Below are 15880 nucleotides of genomic sequence, written 5' to 3' on the forward strand. Positions count from 1 at the left end.
AATCGCGCAGTCTCAAAGTGCGGCAGGGGCGCCCGTGTCGGACAGGACCGCCTCGCGGGTGTCGGCCCACAAGGGCACGAGGGTGGCGATCAGATCGGCAAGACGACCCTCGGAAACGCCTTCGCGGCACGCGCTTTCGGTCGTCTTGAGCGCCTCGCGAAGCGGGCCCGCCCCGAAGATCGCCGCTGCGCCCGCCATCTTGTGACAGCGGTCCGCGACTTGGGCCGGGCCTTCGCCCCCTGCCGACAGCATGGCGATCAGCGCGTCGCCATCATCGACGAAGGTCTGGCGCAGCTTTGCGAACAGGTCGTCGCCGATTTCCGACCTGAATTCCGCCAGACGCCCCGGATCGACGAAGCCGGTCTCGGGCCGGGTCGGTTCGGTCGTGGTCTCCTGCGCGACAAGAAGCTGGCGCAGCCTCGCCCGGTCGATGGGCTTGGACAGGACGCCATTCATCCCGGCCTCGGTGAACCGCGACACCTCGCCCGGCATGACATGCGCGGTCACCGCGACGATGCGCGCGGTCTGGCACGGCCCCGGCGTCGAGCGGATCAATTCCGTTGCCGCCACGCCGTCGAGCACGGGCATGGAAATATCCATCAGGATCAGGTCGAAGGCCGCCGACTGCGCCAGATGAACGCCTTGCAGACCATCCTCGGCCTCGACCACCCTGTGCCCGTCCGCGATGAGCATTTCACGCAGAACCGTGCGGTTGATCTCGTTGTCCTCGATGACGAGGATCGATTGCGCCTGTGCGGGCCGGGCCGGAAGCTTGGCCTTGGTCCCGGTCTCGACGGGATCGCTTGCGTAATCGAGCGGCAGGTCGATCCAGAAGGTGCTGCCTTCGCCAAGCTCGCTTTCCGCGCCGATCGTGCCGCCAAGCGCCCGCGTCAGGCGCCGCGCGATTCCAAGGCCCAGACCGGTGCCGTTGCGCGCCCGTCCATAGGATCGGTCGCCGGTCTCGAAATCCTCGAACAGCCTGTCGATATCCTCGGGTGCGATACCGATCCCGGTGTCCGAAACCGTGATCGTCACATCGGCCCCACCGCCTTGCGGCACTGCGCCGATCTCGATCCGGATGCGCCCACCGCGCGTGAATTTCACCGCATTGCCGACGAGGTTGATAAGGATCTGCCGCAGGCGCTGCGGGTCGGTCATGACAGGCGGCAGCGGCTTGCCGACCCATGACCATTCGATCGTGTTTTCAGAGGCCGCTGCGAGGTCGCGCTGGTTATCGACGACGCTCCGCACGAGCGCCGACAGGTCGGTCGGCACGAAATCGACGTCGAGTTTGCCCGCTTCGTATTTCGTCACGTCGAGCACGTCGTTGATATGGGTGAGCAGCAGGCCCCCGGACACCTCGAGATTGTCGACATATTGCGCCTGTTTCGCCGACAGCTTGGTGCCCTTGAGCAAGGCCAGCGTGCCGAGCAGACCGTTCAGGGGGGTGCGCATTTCATGGCTCATGACGGCCAGGAATTCCGACTTCGCCTTTTCGCCCGCCACGGCCTTGTCGCGGGCTTCCACGAGGTCGGTCTCGGCTTTGACCCGGTGCGAAATGTCGCGCAGGTAGCCGACGAAAATCTCGCCGTCGCTGCCCTCGGCGGACTCGATGGCCATTTCCGCCGGAAAGACCGACCCGTCCGACCGCATCGCTTCCAGCTTGATCCGCCCCTGACCGATCACCCGCTTCTCTCCGGTCGTGCGGAACCGCTCCATGCCGGCCTCATGGGCCTTGCGCAGATGCGGCGGCACGATGATCTCGCTCATCAGTTGCCCGATCACCTGTTCACGCCTGTAGCCGAAGATGATTTCGGCCGCGTCGTTGAATGCGATGATGCGCCCCGTCCGGTTCGAGACGACGATGGCATCGAGCGAGGTGTTGACGATGGTCTCCATCCGGCGCGAGGCCGCTTCGATGGTGCGCGCGCGCGCCTCGTTGCTGCGGTTCAAACGGAACAGCACGACCGAGGCCGCGAAAAGGCCGGTCAGGACCACGATGGTCAGGATCGCCAGATAGAACAGCGTGTCGGCGATTTCCTCGCGTCGCAGATCGGCCTGTTGGGCGAAATAGCCCAGCCCCGTCGCCGCCAGCTCGCGCACCGTGGTGCGTGTGTCGAGCATATCCTCGAAAAGAGCGGGGAGTTCTCGGGCCAGAGCGTCATCCGCACCGTCGATCAGCGGCACGGAGGTATCGAGGAAATCCCGGATGACGGAAAGCTGGCGGGCAAAGGCGGGCTGTTCGCGTAGTCCGGCATAAAGATCGCCCTCCGACAGGGTGCGGATACGGCTGTAGAAGATGTCGAATTCGCGCCGGACGGTGTCGAGGTCGTCCGTCCGGCCGAGTTGGAATTGCTCGATCGCGATGGCGAGGTCTAGGTATTCGACCTCGACCTGCGACAGGGTCCACTGGATGTTGTCGGACGCGGCCGTTTCGAGCAGCCGAAGCTTGCGCAGAACCTCGCCACCAAGGGCCACCGACACGACGACGCCCGCGATGGCCAATGCGGCGATTGCGAGCGTGCGCAGGTAACGGTGGCGACGGGTGAACGGCATGGCGACCTGTCGAAACGGGTGGGTCTTTGCCCGCCCGAGGTGTTAGCGGACCACTTCGATCCGGTCCAGTTGCCAGATGCTGCGCGAATAGATCAGTTCGCTGGCATAGTCGGTGTTTAGATCATACGGGTAGACGATCCAGAGCGGCCCCTTGTCGCGGACGGACATCGGTTCGCCGTTGCGCAGATAGGCGATGATCGGGCCGCCTTCGACCGCGTCCGAGACGGGGATTTCGACCATGTAGTCGTTCAGCGCGCGGGCTTCGAGCATCCCCTCGTCGACGCCGAGCGCGTCGAGCAGATCTTCGAGTTCGACGCCGGTGAAGCTCTGTTCGCCCTCGGTCCAGATCGTCGTCGTCGAAAAGGTGGTTTCACCGATGTCGGCAAGCATTTGGGTGTCGAGGACCGCCGCGCCTTCGGCATTGGTGACGGCGATGTCGCCGGTCACGCGGAGGACGACATCGCCGGTCGGTTGCGGAAGGCCATCCGCCATGCCCGAAAGTGGGGCAGCGACCGTGAGTGCTGCCACGACGACCCCGCGGGCGATGGGTCCGTGAGTGGTGAACATGAAGACAACCTCCGTTTTTCCGACGCTGTCCATGTATCGCACGTTTCGTCCCATCCGAAACGGGCTTCGGGATAGCGCACTACCCGTTCGGATAGTGCGCCCTGAGATCAGCCCGCAAGTGCGGCCGGCCGGTTCCACCGCGCAAGCTCGTCATGGACCGACGCGGCAAGTTCGGGCCGGTCCATCGCATAGGCGATCGTTGCCGCGACGAACCCGGCCTGCGACCCGCAATCATAGCGCGTCCCTTCGAAGGCATAACCATGCACCGGGACCGACGCGGCATCCGCGTTGATCGCGTCGGTCAGTTGCAGCTCGCCCCCGGCGCCGGGCGCGATCATCGCAAGACGGTCGAAAATCGACGGGGCGAGGATATAGCGGCCCACCACGGCCTCACGCGATGGCGCGACCTCGGGCCGGGGTTTTTCGACCATGCCGCTCGCTCGCGACAACCGCCCGGTCGTGGACTGAACCGCCAGCACACCGTACTTGGACACGTCGGGTTTCGCGACTTCCATCGTCGCCACCATATGCCCCCCGGTTTCGGCATGGGCGGCGATCATCTGCGCCAAGGCCGGACGCCCCGCGCGGATCACGTCATCGGGGAGGAGGACCGCAAACGGCTCGTCCCCCACCGCCTTGCGGGCGACGCGCACGGCATGGCCCAGCCCACGCGGCTTGTCCTGCCGCAGGATGGTCAAAGCGCCTTCGCCCAGCCGCGTCTGCTCCAGTCGGGCGAGCAGGTCGTGCTTGCCCGACGCGGCGAGCCGCGTTTCCAGCATTTCGGCGGTGTCGAAATAATCCTCGAGCGCCCCTTTCCCGGCAGCGGTCACGAAGATGAACTCTTCGATCCCGGCGGCCCGCGCCTCGTCGATCGCGTATTGGATCAGGGGGCGGTCGATGAGAGGCAGCATTTCTTTCGGGACCGATTTGGTCGCGGGCAGGAAACGGGTGCCGAGACCGGCGACGGGAAAGACGGCTTTGCGAATATGGGACATGAGAAATCTCCTTGATTGAAGCGTCAGTAAGCGCCGCGCCCGGTCAGGACGGCGCGAAAGGTGAGGGCGAGCAGAACGGCGTCGAGCAGGACGGATCGGGTGCGGGCATAGGCGATGTCCATGTCGACCATCTTGTCGAACCCGATCTCGGCACGCCCCGACACCTGCCAGACGCCAGTCAGACCGGGTTTGACGGCGAGCCGCCCAAGGGCGCGCGGCGGATAGGCGGCGACTTCGTTCGGCAGGGCCGGGCGGGGCCCGACGATGGACATATCGCCCGTGAGCACGTTGAAGACTTGCGGCAGCTCGTCGATGGAATAACGGCGCAGGAGGCGACCGACGCGCGTGACACGGGGGTCGGTCCGGGACTTGAAGCACACGCCGCTGCGGTCCGACGTGGCGAGCAGGGCATCGCGCCGCGCCTCGGCGTCCACCCCCATCGAGCGGAATTTGAGCATGCTGAACGGCTGACCGTTGCGCCCGACACGGGTCTGGCGAAAGAACACCGGCCCGCGCGTATCGGCTTTGATCGCCAACGCGGTGAGCGCGAACAGCGGAGACAGGGCAAGGATCACCGCGCCCGCGACCAGCAGATCGAACGCACGCTTCGCGATGGTGTGCGGCGCGATCAGACCCAACGTGCGGATCAGGAATTCGGGATTGCCGATCACGTACCGCCGAAACATCCGCCGCGGTTCCACGGCCAGCCGCCACAGCCATTCGCCGCGCACTTTCCGCAACAGGCGCGGCGCGCGCGAGACGTTGCTCGCGAGGAAATCGAACAGCGCGCCGACGCCGAGCGTCAGGGGCGGGGCAAGGTCGTCGCCATGATCCGCGATCCACTGGTCCTGAAGCGGCACGCCCATGGCGACCATCAGAATGTCGGCGCCCGACGCGTTGATCGCCCGGATCGCGGCCTCGGTATCGCGCGCGCCCTCGTATCCGTCGCGGGTGCCGGCGATGACCAGGCCGGGGATGTCGCGGGCAAGACGCGCCGCCGCCGCGTCCGCCGTGCCGGGGCGCCCGCCGAACAGGAACACCGACTTGCCGCGTCTGGCCGCCTCGGCAAGCAGGCGAGGGCCGAAATCGGTGCCGTTCAGGTTCTCGGCCATCCGGTGCCCGACCGCGCGGAACGCCAGTTCGATGCCCGCACCATCGGGCAGAACCACGTCCGCCGAGCGCAGGGCACGGGCATAGGACAGGTCGCGCGCGGCGAGGTTGATGCAATGCGCATTGACGAAATGAACCCGCCGTCGCCCCGGGGCGAGCAGGTGGTCGACGACCCGGTCGCCCGGCTCCGAAACGACGTCGAAGTCGAACAGACGAACGGTCGTGAGCGGTTCCGGGGCAGGTAGGGCGAAAGCGGCGTGATCGTGGTGCATGGCAGATAACTCCTTGAATTACAGAGTTTCTGCGTGTCGGCCTTCCTTATTTCCAGCGAACAGGCGGACAGCCTCCAAGCCTGAACGGAGGCACCATCCGTCCGAAGGGACGCGTTGCCAAGCCAGCGGGTATCGGCGACTATCCGATCGGATAGCGGACGCCGCGAATGACCGTTTGCGCTAAATTAACTCGCGATTTAATGAGACGAGCTGGCACCGCTGCCAAATTTTGGCCGATTTCCTTTGCGAAAGGGACGGCCCCGACAAAAAAGAGCTTATCGCACCATGCGTATCCTGATTGCCGATGACCATGACCTGTTGCGCGACACGCTCGTCGCCTTTCTCGAAGCCGCCAGCGGTTTCGAGACGGAAACGGCTGCGGATTACGACGGTGCGATTGCGCTTATGGAGCAAAGCGAACCCTTCGACCTCGTCCTGCTGGATCTGAACATGCCGGGCATGAACGGGATCGACGGGTTGGAGCGGGCGATGAAGATCGGCGGCGACCAGCGCGTCGCCCTCATCACCGGCACGGCCTCGCGTGAGATCGCGCAACAGGCGCTCGACCTCGGCGCCGCCGGTTTCCTGCCGAAGACCCTGTCGGCCAAGTCGCTGGTCAACGCCGTGCGCTTCATGGCGATGGGCGAGCAATACGTGCCCGTCGATTTCATGACCGCCAAGGAAGAGGCGAAGCATCCGCTGGCCGAAAAGCTGGCCGAACGCGAGATGCAGGTGCTGAAGGGCCTGACCGAAGGCAAGTCGAACAAGGAAATCGCCCGCGATCTCGACCTGACCGAACCGACCATCAAGCTTTATCTCAAGACGCTTTATCGCAAGATCGACGTCAACAACCGGACGCAGGCGGCGCTCGTCGCGCGTGAAGCCGGGCTTTACTGACCGCGCCGACTATCCGACCGGATAGGGCATGCCCCAACGGGGCCGTCGGCTCCTCCCCCCGCGCCGGGGCTTTCGCACGGCACTTGGCTTAGGTCTGTGCGCGAAGGAGCCCCCCATGTTCGCGCGACCCCGAGAGTTTTCGACCGTTCTGCATCATCTGCGCCCGATCAGGACCCCGATCGGCAAGGCCAGCATCGGACGGGTGCTTGTTGGCGGTCGCATCGACGACGCCGGACGCCTTCCCCGTTATATCGGCATCACGCTTCTGGCCGCCTCGCTGATCTGGGCGCCGATCCTGGGTTATCTCGCGACCGCACCGGCCCGCTACACGTCTCAGGCCGTCCTAATCCTGCCCGGCTCGGGCGCGTCCGCATCGGTCACGCTGGACAGCATCGGGCAGGCCTCGTCCCATGCCAGTTCGCCCTTCGCCAACAATTCCGTCAGCCCGACCGTCACCTATAAACGCCTGATCGGCGCGGACCGGATCATCGCGCACGCGGCCGAAACGGTGGGGACGAGCCGGGCCGATTTCGGATCGCCACAGGTGCAACTGATCGACCAGACCGGGATGATCCAGCTTTCGATCACAGCCGGGTCGCCCATCGCCGCACAGGAACGCGGGGATGCGCTGATCGCGGCTTTCTTCGAAGAACTCGATGCGCTGCGTGCGGACGAACTGGGCACCCGCGAAACCAGCGGCGAGGGCGCGATCGAGGAATTCCGCGCTTCGGTCGCCGCGACCCGTGCCCAGATGGAGGCGCTTCAGCGCGAAACCGGGCTCGTTTCGGCGGGACAGTATGAGCAGATCGTCTCGGAAACCGATGCGTTGCGTCGCCGCGTGCTCGACCTCGAGACCGAGCTGGACGAACAGACACGGCAGGTCGATGCCCTGGTCGCCTCGCTCGCGATCTCTCCGACGCTGGCTGCGGCCACCATCAAGCTTCACGCCGACAGCGAATTCGCGGCGCTGGCCGATCAGATGGCCGAGCAGTCCGCCGCCTTGGCGATGGCGGCCCAGCAATACGGCGCGAACCATCCCGAGCGCGTGGGTATCCGCACGAAGTATGAGGCGACGCTCGCCGAGGCGCGCAGGCGCGCGGGGCGCATCACAGGCCTGAGCGCGGATCATCTCGACGCCCTCGACCTTGCCCCGGTCGGGGGTCGTGCGGACCTGCTCGCCCGGCTTGTGGAATACGATGCCGCCCGGCAGGGGCTGGCTGCCGAACATGCTACGCTGGCCGCGCAACTCGCGGCGGACGAGGCGAAGACCGCCGCGCTTCTGGAACCCGCCGCGCGGCTTGAAGACCTGCAACGCAATTTTCAGGTGGCCGAGGCGGTTTTCGCCTCGGCGATGGCGCGGGCGCAGACCACCAAATCGGACCTCTATGCCTCCTACCCGCTGGTTCAGGTGCTCGAAGACCCGAACCTGCCCGACCAGCCGTCATCGCCGCGCAAGAAACTCGCCCTCGCTGCGGGGATCGCGGCGACGCTGATGCTCTTCATGGGCCTCGCACTCGGCTGGATGCGCAGGCCGCTCATCAAACGCCTGCTCGCAGAGCCCGCACCGTGAGCGTGACGCCCGCCAACCCGGCCGAGCGGATCGTCTACCGGACGCAGGCGCTGACCTGGGCTTTCTACGGGATCGGGGCGCTCTATGTCGTCGGGCCGGTGCTGGGGTGGATACTGGCGGGGCTTGCCGGTCTGTCGCTTTACCTCGGCCCCGCGATCCGGCCCGATCTGCGCGCGACGGGCCGCATTCCGCCGGTCGTCTGGGCTTGGATGCTGGGCATGGTCGTCATGCTCGTCGCGCTCTGGGTCGGCCACGTCAACTGGTCCTACGGCATGGGCGCGACCATCAAGTCGACCATCGGCTGGGCGAAGGGCTGGGCGCTCATGGCGGTGTTTCCGCTGGCGGGCGCGGTCCTGCCGATCCGGCGCGAGGTCTACGTGCGGGGCCAGATGAAAATCGCGCTCTGGACGTTGATCCTGACGCCGATCCTGATTGCCGCTCCCTATGTCGGATTTCCGGAACGCATCTTCACCTCGCCGCTCAAGGCCGTGGGTGGTCCCGGACCGGAGTATTTCAGCGTCTTCTTTTTCACCTGGGATCCAGCAAGCTGGACCCCGCGTTGGCAGTTCTACGCGCCATGGTCGCCCTTCGCGGCCTTGCTGGGTGTCGTCCTCGCCCTGTTCGCGCTCGAGGAACGCGACAAACGCTGGCGCACCATCGGCCTGACCGCAGCGATGGTGATGATCTTCGCGTCGAAATCCCGCATGGGTCTTGTCGGTCTGGTCGCCTGTACGGTGGTTCCCCGCACCATGCCGCTCGTTGCGAAAAGCTGGGCGTGGAAGGTGGGTGCGGGCATTGCCGCCTCGTTCGCCGTGATCGGCCCGGCCGTGGCGCGTATCGCGTCGGATGCCGTGCGCACCTTCAAGGACGCGCGCGCCGACAGCACGCGCGTCAGGGCGACGCTTCAGCGCATCGCGGGCGAACGCTGGCGGAATGAGGCGTTCTGGTTCGGTCACGGCAGGCCAGAGCCGGGACCGCATATCGTGGAATACATGCCGATCGGCAGTCACCACACCTGGTGGGGGCTTTTGTTCGTCAAAGGGCTCGTCGGATTTCTGGCCCTCCTCGTGCCGATGTTCTGGCAAACCGGCCTCGCGCTTGTCGACGCGGCACGCGGGCCGCGGGGTCGGCTGCCGCTGGGGATCATGATGACCCTGATCCTTCTCAGCTTCGGCGAGAACGTCGAGATCGAAGCCTACATGCTCTGGCCCGGCCTCATGATCCTCGGGCTTCATGCCCGCGAAATGGCGGACGACAGACACGACCGCACATAAAAATGGCCGCGCCCGGTTGCCCGAGGCGCGGCCCTGCACAGGCGGGACGGGGGTGCGTTATGCCGCGTGCGCAGTTTCCTTGTCTTTCAGAAGCGTTTCCACCAGCCGCTCCCAGCATTCGGCGAACCAATGCGTCGCCTCGGACGCGTCGACGCGCGCCCGCTTGATCGCGACCATGTCGGGCGTGTCCAACCCGTCGAGCGCGGCCGTCCAGCCACGCACCGAGCCATCGCGCACGAGTGTCGCACCGGCTGAGGCGTGGTCGCGCAGGCCGTCGACATTCGATACGAGCAGCACGCGCCCGGCGGCGCGGGCTTCGAGCGCGACAAGGCCGTAGGCCTCCCACCGCGACGGCATCGCGACCGCTTCGACCTCGCCCATAGCGCGGGCGGGGTCGGACACGTGGCCCATGAACCGGATGCGGGGGTCACCGGCCGCCAGCGCGACCAGCGCTTCGCGTTCGCCGCCGTCGCCGTAAAGGCGAAGCTCGAGATCCTGTCGCGGACTGGCCCGCATCGCGGCGATCAGCGTGTCGAATCCCTTCTGCGGTTCAAGACGGCCAAAGGCACCGATTACGCGGGGCGCCTTCTGGATGGGGTGCAGCGCAAGAAACGGCGCCACATCGATGGCCGATGCGATCACCTCGACCTGTTCGGCGTCGGCCAGACTCTTTTCCACCATCCATGTGGCCTGCGCCTCGCTCACCGCGACGATGCGTTCGAACAGCGAGAACGAGATCCGTAGCATCGTTGAGAACCGGCCCATGCGCGCCACGTTGTGTCGCGCGAAGGCGGCGGTGTAGCTGTGTTCGACATGCACCATCGGCGTGCCCGAATGGATGGCCCGAAGCTGCATGAGCCACGGTAACCGCCGCCAGTTCAGCGACAGGTGCGAGACGATCAGGTCAGCCTCGACACGCGGAACGGCCCAACCGGAGCGCGGCAGCGGGATGATGCGGTGGTGGGCCAGACGGGCGATGTCCGCATCCCGCTGGATGTGCTCGATGACGCGCATGACCCCGCCCGGGGTCGTGTCGTCGACAAGATGTGCGATGGTCGTCATGCGGGTGTGCCTTTGTCAGTTGTTGCGCGCGCGCCGCAGCGCGGTCTCGGCAGCGGTGACGAGGCGCGGACCGGACAGGTCCAGCGCCAGTGCCGCCGTGTGGGTGGTGATCGTCTTGAACGGCTCGAACAGAAGCGGATGCAGCGACGTGGACAGCGACCGGGACGAAAGCGCCCGGGCGCGGCCACCGTCGCGCGCACTTACCGCGCGGCGGGCAAGGTAGCGCAACTGATAGGCGCGGGCCGCAGGGGCATGGCGCGCGATGAAGGCCGGGTCGATGGTGCTCAACTTGGTCACCATCCTCTCCCAGCTCGCAAGCTGCCGTTCGGTCCCGGCCGACAGGCCCGCGCCGTTCACCCGGTAAAGCGTCAGGGGCGCGCGCAGGCCAGCCACCTCCCACTCGGTCGTCAGGGCGAGACGCATCCAGCATTCGATATCTTCGGACTGGGCGAAGGTTTCATCGAACACCCAGTCGCGCACCTTTTCGATGGCCGGGCGGAAGGCCAGATCCTCCAGCGCCGCGCGGCGCATGACCGGGGCCGACCCGTTGCCCACCGGATTGCGGCGGAACAGGTGCGCCGGGGTGACGCCGCGCGTTTTCGGCCTTTGGAAAAGCCCGGTGGGCTCCCCGGCATCGTCGATCAGCTGCGACCCCGAATAGCTCAACCCGACCGAGGGGTTGGCACGCAGAAAATCGACATGGGCCGCGAGCTTTTCGGGATGCCACAGATCGTCGGAGTCGCAGAAGCCCACGATCTCGCCGGTCGCATGTGCGATCCCGGTGTTGCGGGCCCCGGCCAGTCCTCGGTTCGATTGGCGCACGACCTTCAGGCGTTTGTCGCGCGTGTACCAGTCGGCGATCTCGTTGGTGCGGTCGTAGCTGCCGTCATCGACGACGATCACCTCGACGTCGCGAAAACTCTGCGCGAGGAGCGAGGCGAGGGTGGCGGACAGGGTGGTCTCGACATTGAAAGCCGGGACGACGATGGAGGCAAAGGGCATGTGCGATCCTTTCAAGCGGCGAACAGGGCGCGGCGCAGAGGTCTTGGAAGAGCGGGCGAGACGAGGGCGGCGATGGCGGTCGCCAGACCCCGGCGCACGGGCGACAGAAAAGCGCGGGGGTGTGTGGCGAGACCTTCGAGCGCGAACCGGAGGGCGGCCCGCGTGCCGTCCTCGGTGCGCAGGGCGCGGCGGGCGAGGTGGCGCAGGAAAACGGCCTCCTGCGCCCGACTGGGGCGCAGGCCAGACCGTTTCGCCCGCGCAAGGACCGCCCGCCGCCCGTCGCGCATGGCCACCAGCCGCGACGACAATCCGCCGTTGTCCGTACGATAGCGAATGTGAAGCGCCGGATCCCCGACGATCCGAATGCCCCGCGTGACCAGACGGATCAGGAAATCTAGGTCTTCGTTGTAGACCATCGTTTCGTCCAGCCCGCCTTGTGCCCGAAAGACGCTGCGCCGGATCGACAGGTTCGACATCGTGCAGACCGGGTTCTCGCCCATCAGCATCTCGGCGGTCAAAGCGCCGCCCGGCACCGTCGAGCGCCGCATCGCGCCACGCCTGTCACCCGGAAAGAACGCGACCTGACCATAAGCCGCGTCGATGCTCGGATCGGCGAACATCCGGTCGAGGCGCGCAAGCTTTTCCGGTTCCCACATGTCGTCCGCGTCGCAAAAGGCGATGATGTCGCCGCGTGCAGGTTTCGACACGCCGAAGTTCCTCGCGGCACTCGGACCCTTGCCGGGATTGCGAAAGGCCCGCAGGCGGCTGTCCTCACGCAGACGCTCGCGCAGGATCGCGGCGGTGCCATCGGTCGACCCGTCGTCGACCAATATGACCTCCCAATCCGCGACGGTCTGGGCGGCGATGGCGTCCAGCGTTTCGGCGATGGTCGCTTCGGCATTGAAGACCGGGATGACGATGGAAAAGCGGGGCATGGATCAGACCTCCTGCATACGGGGTGAGAACGCGGCGCCAAGCGCGGGAAGGGACGCGATCAGTTGGGTGACCGTCGCGGTCACGAGGTATCCGATGGCGATGGCCGTCAGCCCGAAGGGCGCCATGAGGGCGGTGTTGACGAGCAGGGCGGCGGTCAGCCCCAGGGTCGTCTTGAATTCGATGCCGGGGCGTCCCGTCGCCCGCAGCCAGCCCGCCGCCGATGTCCAGATCACGCCGGGGATCGCGGCAAGGCACAGGATCGAGACGATGTCGCTTACCCCGTCCCATCCGTCACCGAACAGGATCGGGACGTAATAGGGCGCGGCGAGGGCTTGCAGCACCACGACCGGCGCGATGATCCCGGCCCCCATAAGGAACGCCTGTTTCAATGCGCCCGCACGATCCTCTGCCGTCGCGAGATGCGGGAAGAGCACGCTTGCGAAGGCGAAGGAAAACGAATTGGCAAGCCCGAGACCGGCGTTGAAGGCCATGAAGTAAAGCCCCAGCGCCTCGGGCCCCAGCAGCGCACCGACCAGCAGCTTGTCGGCATGAAGGCGCAGTGCCTTGACCACTTCGACCCCCAGCACGGGCGCGCCGAAGCGGATGAAAGGGCGGATGGGGGCGAAGCGCGCGCTGCGATCCGCGCGCCAGGGGTGCAGCCGCCGCATCGAGATAAGCCAGATCGGCGCCGAAAGGAGTTTCGGCAAGACGAGTGCCAGCGGCGAAGGCCAGGCCAGCACCAAAACGGCCGTCAGCAGGTTCGCCCCGACCACCTGTCCCCCGGCGATGGCCGCTGTCTGCTTGAGCTTGCCGGCCCGCATCGCAAGCGCGGCCTGAACGAGGCCCGCGGGCATGAACAGGAACTCGCCCGCGAGCACGGCGACGAGGATCAGCAGCATCACGTCGCCGGAGGCGAGGGCGAGAGCCGCACCAAGGGCGAGCTGGATGATGAACAGCGCGACGGCCCAGACCCAGAACAGGCGCAGCGCGGTGCGGGCCAGCCCGGCGAGGTCGCTTTCGCGGGCAGCGATCAGGCGTTGACCGATCCCGTTCTCGGTAAGCGACTTCAGGATATCCGAGGCCGCCATGGCCGCCGCCGCGATCCCGATCTCCTCGGCGCCCAGACTGCGCGCCACCGCCATGACCACGAATATCCGCGACGCCTTGGCGGCGACTTCGGACGCCCCGTAGGCCGCAAGATTGCGGGCGAAAGGGGTGTTGAGCAGGGCAGGGCGCATGGTGGGGTCCGGGTTCAGATCGTCGTGTCCCCGTTCTGAAGGCTGGCGGGACGCCTGTCTCCCGCGCCACGGGCGAGCCGGCTTGGACGTTCGTATCACCCCCTATCCTTCAGGGTAGCCCGTTCACCCGTCTGCCGCGATGCACGGTCCAAGGGGCGCGCCTAAAAGGCAGGGACACCGAAGCAACCGGACGATGACGCTGCCATGACCACCGCCCCCAAACCTCTTCTCGCCCTGTGCGCCGCCGCGCTGGGCCTAACCGCTTGCGCCGCCGTCGTGGATCACGACAACATCGAGCCGGTCGCCCAGGGCGACGCCTATCAGGCACAGTATCGCGAACCGGCGCCGCGCGACGACGCACCGATCCTGCGCGCCCGCGACATGAACGCCTCGAAGTGTCTGCCGCCCCGCGGGGGCGAGGTCGGCGACAGCTTCGAAGGCGGCAAGGGCACGGTGGGGGCCGTGTTCGCGCTCCGGGGCGAGTTCCTGTCGCGCGGCGATCTGGTCGAGGTGCTGGTGTCGGGGGACGAGACGTTCTCGGACCGTTACGAGGTCTCGCGCGACGGCGTTATCCGTCTGCCCTACCTGTCTTCGGTCGTGGCACAGGGGCGCCGGATCGAAGAGGTCGAGGCGGACATCGCCTCGGCCCTCGTGTCCGGTGGATATTTCGACACCCGCCCGCTCGTCTCGGTCCGCTTGCAGGACTACGCGGCGGCCAGCGTCGGCGTGACCGGGGCGGTGTTCGAACCGCGCCCGGTCGAGATTGGCGGCGTCAACGGAGGGGAGGTCGACCGGGGCCGCCAGGACACGCTTGGCGCCACCACCGAGGCGCGCGACCTTGCCAACGCGATCCGGGCCGCAGGCGGTATCCGCCCGGATGCCGACTTGTCTGCCGTCGAACTGCGGCGCAACGGACAGCTCTACGTTCTCGACCTGCGCGAAGTGCTGACGGGCCGCGACCGGGCGGACATCATGCTCCTGACCGGGGACGAAATCACGGTGCCCAGCCGCATGTGCTTTCAGGACCACCTGATGGTGCCCAGCCCGATCAGCCCGCCGGGCATCACGCTGTTCCTATCGAACCTCACGCAACCGGCGGCGGGCAATGCCCTGTCCGCGATCGGCAAGGACGTGCGCGAAGTGCCCTATGGCACGCGCTATATGCAGGCCGTGATCGACACCAACTGCGTCGGCGGCACCCGCACGACCAACGCCCACCGCTCCGCAGCGCTCTATACCCGCAACCCGATGACCGGGGTTTCCGCCGTCATAGAACGCGATATCGAAAGCATGATGCGCCGGGCCGACCGGGACGACTACGATCCCTTTCTTCTGCCGGGGGACGCGATTGCCTGCTATGACAGCGCCGTCACGAACGCCACCGGTCTGGGCAGCGCGATCGGGTCATTGCCGCTCTCGATCCTGCCCTAGCGCCTTGTTTGTGGGGCGGTTCATCCCGGACGATTAGCCCGGTCGCTGATCGACAAGGCAGCGCGGGCGACATATTCTTTGCAAAAGGATGCACGGCCTCCGGGTCAGGGCGCATCGGCGCGGGATGCAGGACGCAAACGGATGATAGACCACACGTATCTGCGCGACTTCGGCGTTCACCATCTTCGCGTCCGTGACCCGTTCAGCCTTGATGAATTCCGGGCCCTGTTGAGCGGGGGAGCGCCATTCGACGACGTCGACATGCCCCCCTTGAGGACGATCATCATCGACCTCAGAGGGGTCGATCTGTCGGGCCTGACGGACGCGGAAATGCGGCGCCACGCCATGTTCAAAAGCACGGTCGACAAGAGCAAAACCAACGTCAATTGCGCCTATCTGGTGGACAGTGTCGAAGCGCAGGCGAAGGTCCGACTGGCTTTGGTCTATTCGGCCCTTTCGGACGTGACCTCGGAGGCCAAGACGCTCGTGTCGGAACGTCCCGACGAGGTGGGAAACTGGGTGTCGGGCCTCATGCCCGAAACGCCGCCCGGGCTTGTGGGTCAACTCGAGGCGTTGAAGGACGGTTCGGCCCGGAAACAGGTCTAACGGCTGCGGGGCGTAAGGACGCGCGCGGGTGAAGTGCGATGCGTTGAGCCGGACCTGCGAACGCCGTCGGTCGGCATTGCGTATGACCTGAAAGCCGATTGGCCCCGCCCCGCCCCCTACAGCACGAAATCCCCCGCCGTGAGCGTGAGTAGCCCGGTGAGGTAGATCTCCGCATCCGCCACCGTGTCGCCGTCGGTGTCGAGCGCGATGATGGTGTCGCCGCCCGACTGGCTCAGTGTCAGCGTGCCGCCGAAGGTGAACGCCTGATCGCCGCCCGTGGTCGTGTCGGCGTCGATGGAGCGCAGGATGATGCGGTCCACTCCGGCCTCGAAATCGTCGATCCGGTCGGCCGCCGCGCCCAGCC

At 66.4% G+C, this 15880-nt stretch carries 13 protein-coding genes and 1 pseudogene; 5 read left to right on the forward strand and 9 right to left on the reverse strand.

The features are described 5' to 3' along the window. Positions 1-12 precede the first annotated feature (12 nt). From FCT00_RS20635 to FCT00_RS20650, 4 genes are all read right to left on the reverse strand, one after another. A complete protein-coding gene (locus tag FCT00_RS20635; protein WP_138424493.1) occupies positions 13-2556 on the reverse strand; it encodes an ATP-binding protein in 2544 nt (847 codons plus the stop codon). A gap of 42 nt (positions 2557-2598) precedes the next feature. Further along, entirely contained in the window at positions 2599-3123 is a 525-nt protein-coding gene (locus FCT00_RS20640; protein WP_235889249.1) for a molybdopterin-dependent oxidoreductase, read from the reverse strand. Positions 3124-3230: 107 nt separating this feature from the next. Continuing rightward, positions 3231-4118, reverse strand: a complete 888-nt coding sequence (locus FCT00_RS20645) for a UTP--glucose-1-phosphate uridylyltransferase (RefSeq protein ID WP_138424495.1) — start codon at positions 4116-4118, stop codon at positions 3231-3233. A gap of 23 nt (positions 4119-4141) precedes the next feature. Beyond that, positions 4142-5500 carry a WecB/TagA/CpsF family glycosyltransferase gene (locus tag FCT00_RS20650; RefSeq protein ID WP_138424496.1) on the reverse strand — a complete coding sequence of 453 codons (1359 nt, stop codon included), beginning with the start codon at positions 5498-5500 and terminating at the stop codon, positions 4142-4144. Between the two features lie 285 nt (positions 5501-5785). Between FCT00_RS20650 and FCT00_RS20655 the strand changes: the two genes are divergently transcribed. From FCT00_RS20655 to FCT00_RS20665, 3 genes are all read left to right on the forward strand, one after another. Beyond that, positions 5786-6397, forward strand: a complete 612-nt coding sequence (locus FCT00_RS20655) for a response regulator (protein ID WP_138424497.1) — start codon at positions 5786-5788, stop codon at positions 6395-6397. Between the two features lie 115 nt (positions 6398-6512). Then, the gene (locus tag FCT00_RS20660) at positions 6513-7967 is read left to right on the forward strand and encodes a GumC family protein (protein ID WP_138424498.1); all 1455 of its coding nucleotides are present in this window, start codon (positions 6513-6515) and stop codon (positions 7965-7967) included. Beyond that, on the forward strand, positions 7964-9241 hold the full coding sequence (locus tag FCT00_RS20665) for an O-antigen ligase family protein (RefSeq protein WP_138424499.1): 1278 nt from the start codon (positions 7964-7966) through the stop codon (positions 9239-9241). The genes FCT00_RS20660 and FCT00_RS20665 overlap by 4 nt, the downstream gene beginning before the upstream one ends. Before the next feature lie 57 nt (positions 9242-9298). Here the strand turns inward: FCT00_RS20665 and FCT00_RS20670 are convergent, their stop codons facing one another. The 4 genes from FCT00_RS20670 to FCT00_RS20685 are packed head-to-tail and all read right to left on the reverse strand — an operon-like array spanning position 9299 to position 13479. Next, on the reverse strand, positions 9299-10303 hold the full coding sequence (locus FCT00_RS20670) for a glycosyltransferase family 4 protein (protein ID WP_138424500.1): 1005 nt from the start codon (positions 10301-10303) through the stop codon (positions 9299-9301). A 15-nt stretch (positions 10304-10318) separates the two neighbouring features. Further along, positions 10319-11305 carry a glycosyltransferase family 2 protein gene (locus FCT00_RS20675; RefSeq protein WP_138424501.1) on the reverse strand — a complete coding sequence of 329 codons (987 nt, stop codon included), beginning with the start codon at positions 11303-11305 and terminating at the stop codon, positions 10319-10321. An 11-nt stretch (positions 11306-11316) separates the two neighbouring features. Further along, positions 11317-12240 (reverse strand): glycosyltransferase family 2 protein, encoded by a 924-nt coding sequence (locus FCT00_RS20680; RefSeq protein WP_138424502.1) that lies wholly within the window; start codon positions 12238-12240, stop codon positions 11317-11319. A 3-nt stretch (positions 12241-12243) separates the two neighbouring features. Next, the gene (locus tag FCT00_RS20685) at positions 12244-13479 is read right to left on the reverse strand and encodes an oligosaccharide flippase family protein (RefSeq protein WP_138424503.1); all 1236 of its coding nucleotides are present in this window, start codon (positions 13477-13479) and stop codon (positions 12244-12246) included. Positions 13480-13683: 204 nt separating this feature from the next. On the opposite strand from FCT00_RS20685, the gene FCT00_RS20690 reads away from it, so the two are divergent. Together FCT00_RS20690 and FCT00_RS20695 are read left to right on the forward strand one after the other, a co-directional pair. Next, positions 13684-14910: a polysaccharide biosynthesis/export family protein gene (locus FCT00_RS20690; RefSeq protein WP_138424504.1), complete on the forward strand. Its 1227-nt coding sequence runs from the start codon at positions 13684-13686 to the stop codon at positions 14908-14910. Between the two features lie 141 nt (positions 14911-15051). Continuing rightward, positions 15052-15516, forward strand: a complete 465-nt coding sequence (locus tag FCT00_RS20695) for a hypothetical protein (RefSeq protein WP_138424505.1) — start codon at positions 15052-15054, stop codon at positions 15514-15516. Between the two features lie 116 nt (positions 15517-15632). On the opposite strand, the pseudogene FCT00_RS20700 reads toward FCT00_RS20695, so the two are convergent. Beyond that, positions 15633-15880 (reverse strand): annotated as a pseudogene (locus FCT00_RS20700) (M10 family metallopeptidase C-terminal domain-containing protein); the annotation flags it as partial.

Origin of the sequence: Maritimibacter alexandrii (genome assembly GCF_005871115.1) — a bacterium.
In the GTDB taxonomy this organism is placed as follows: Bacteria; Pseudomonadota; Alphaproteobacteria; order Rhodobacterales; family Rhodobacteraceae; genus Maritimibacter; species Maritimibacter alkaliphilus.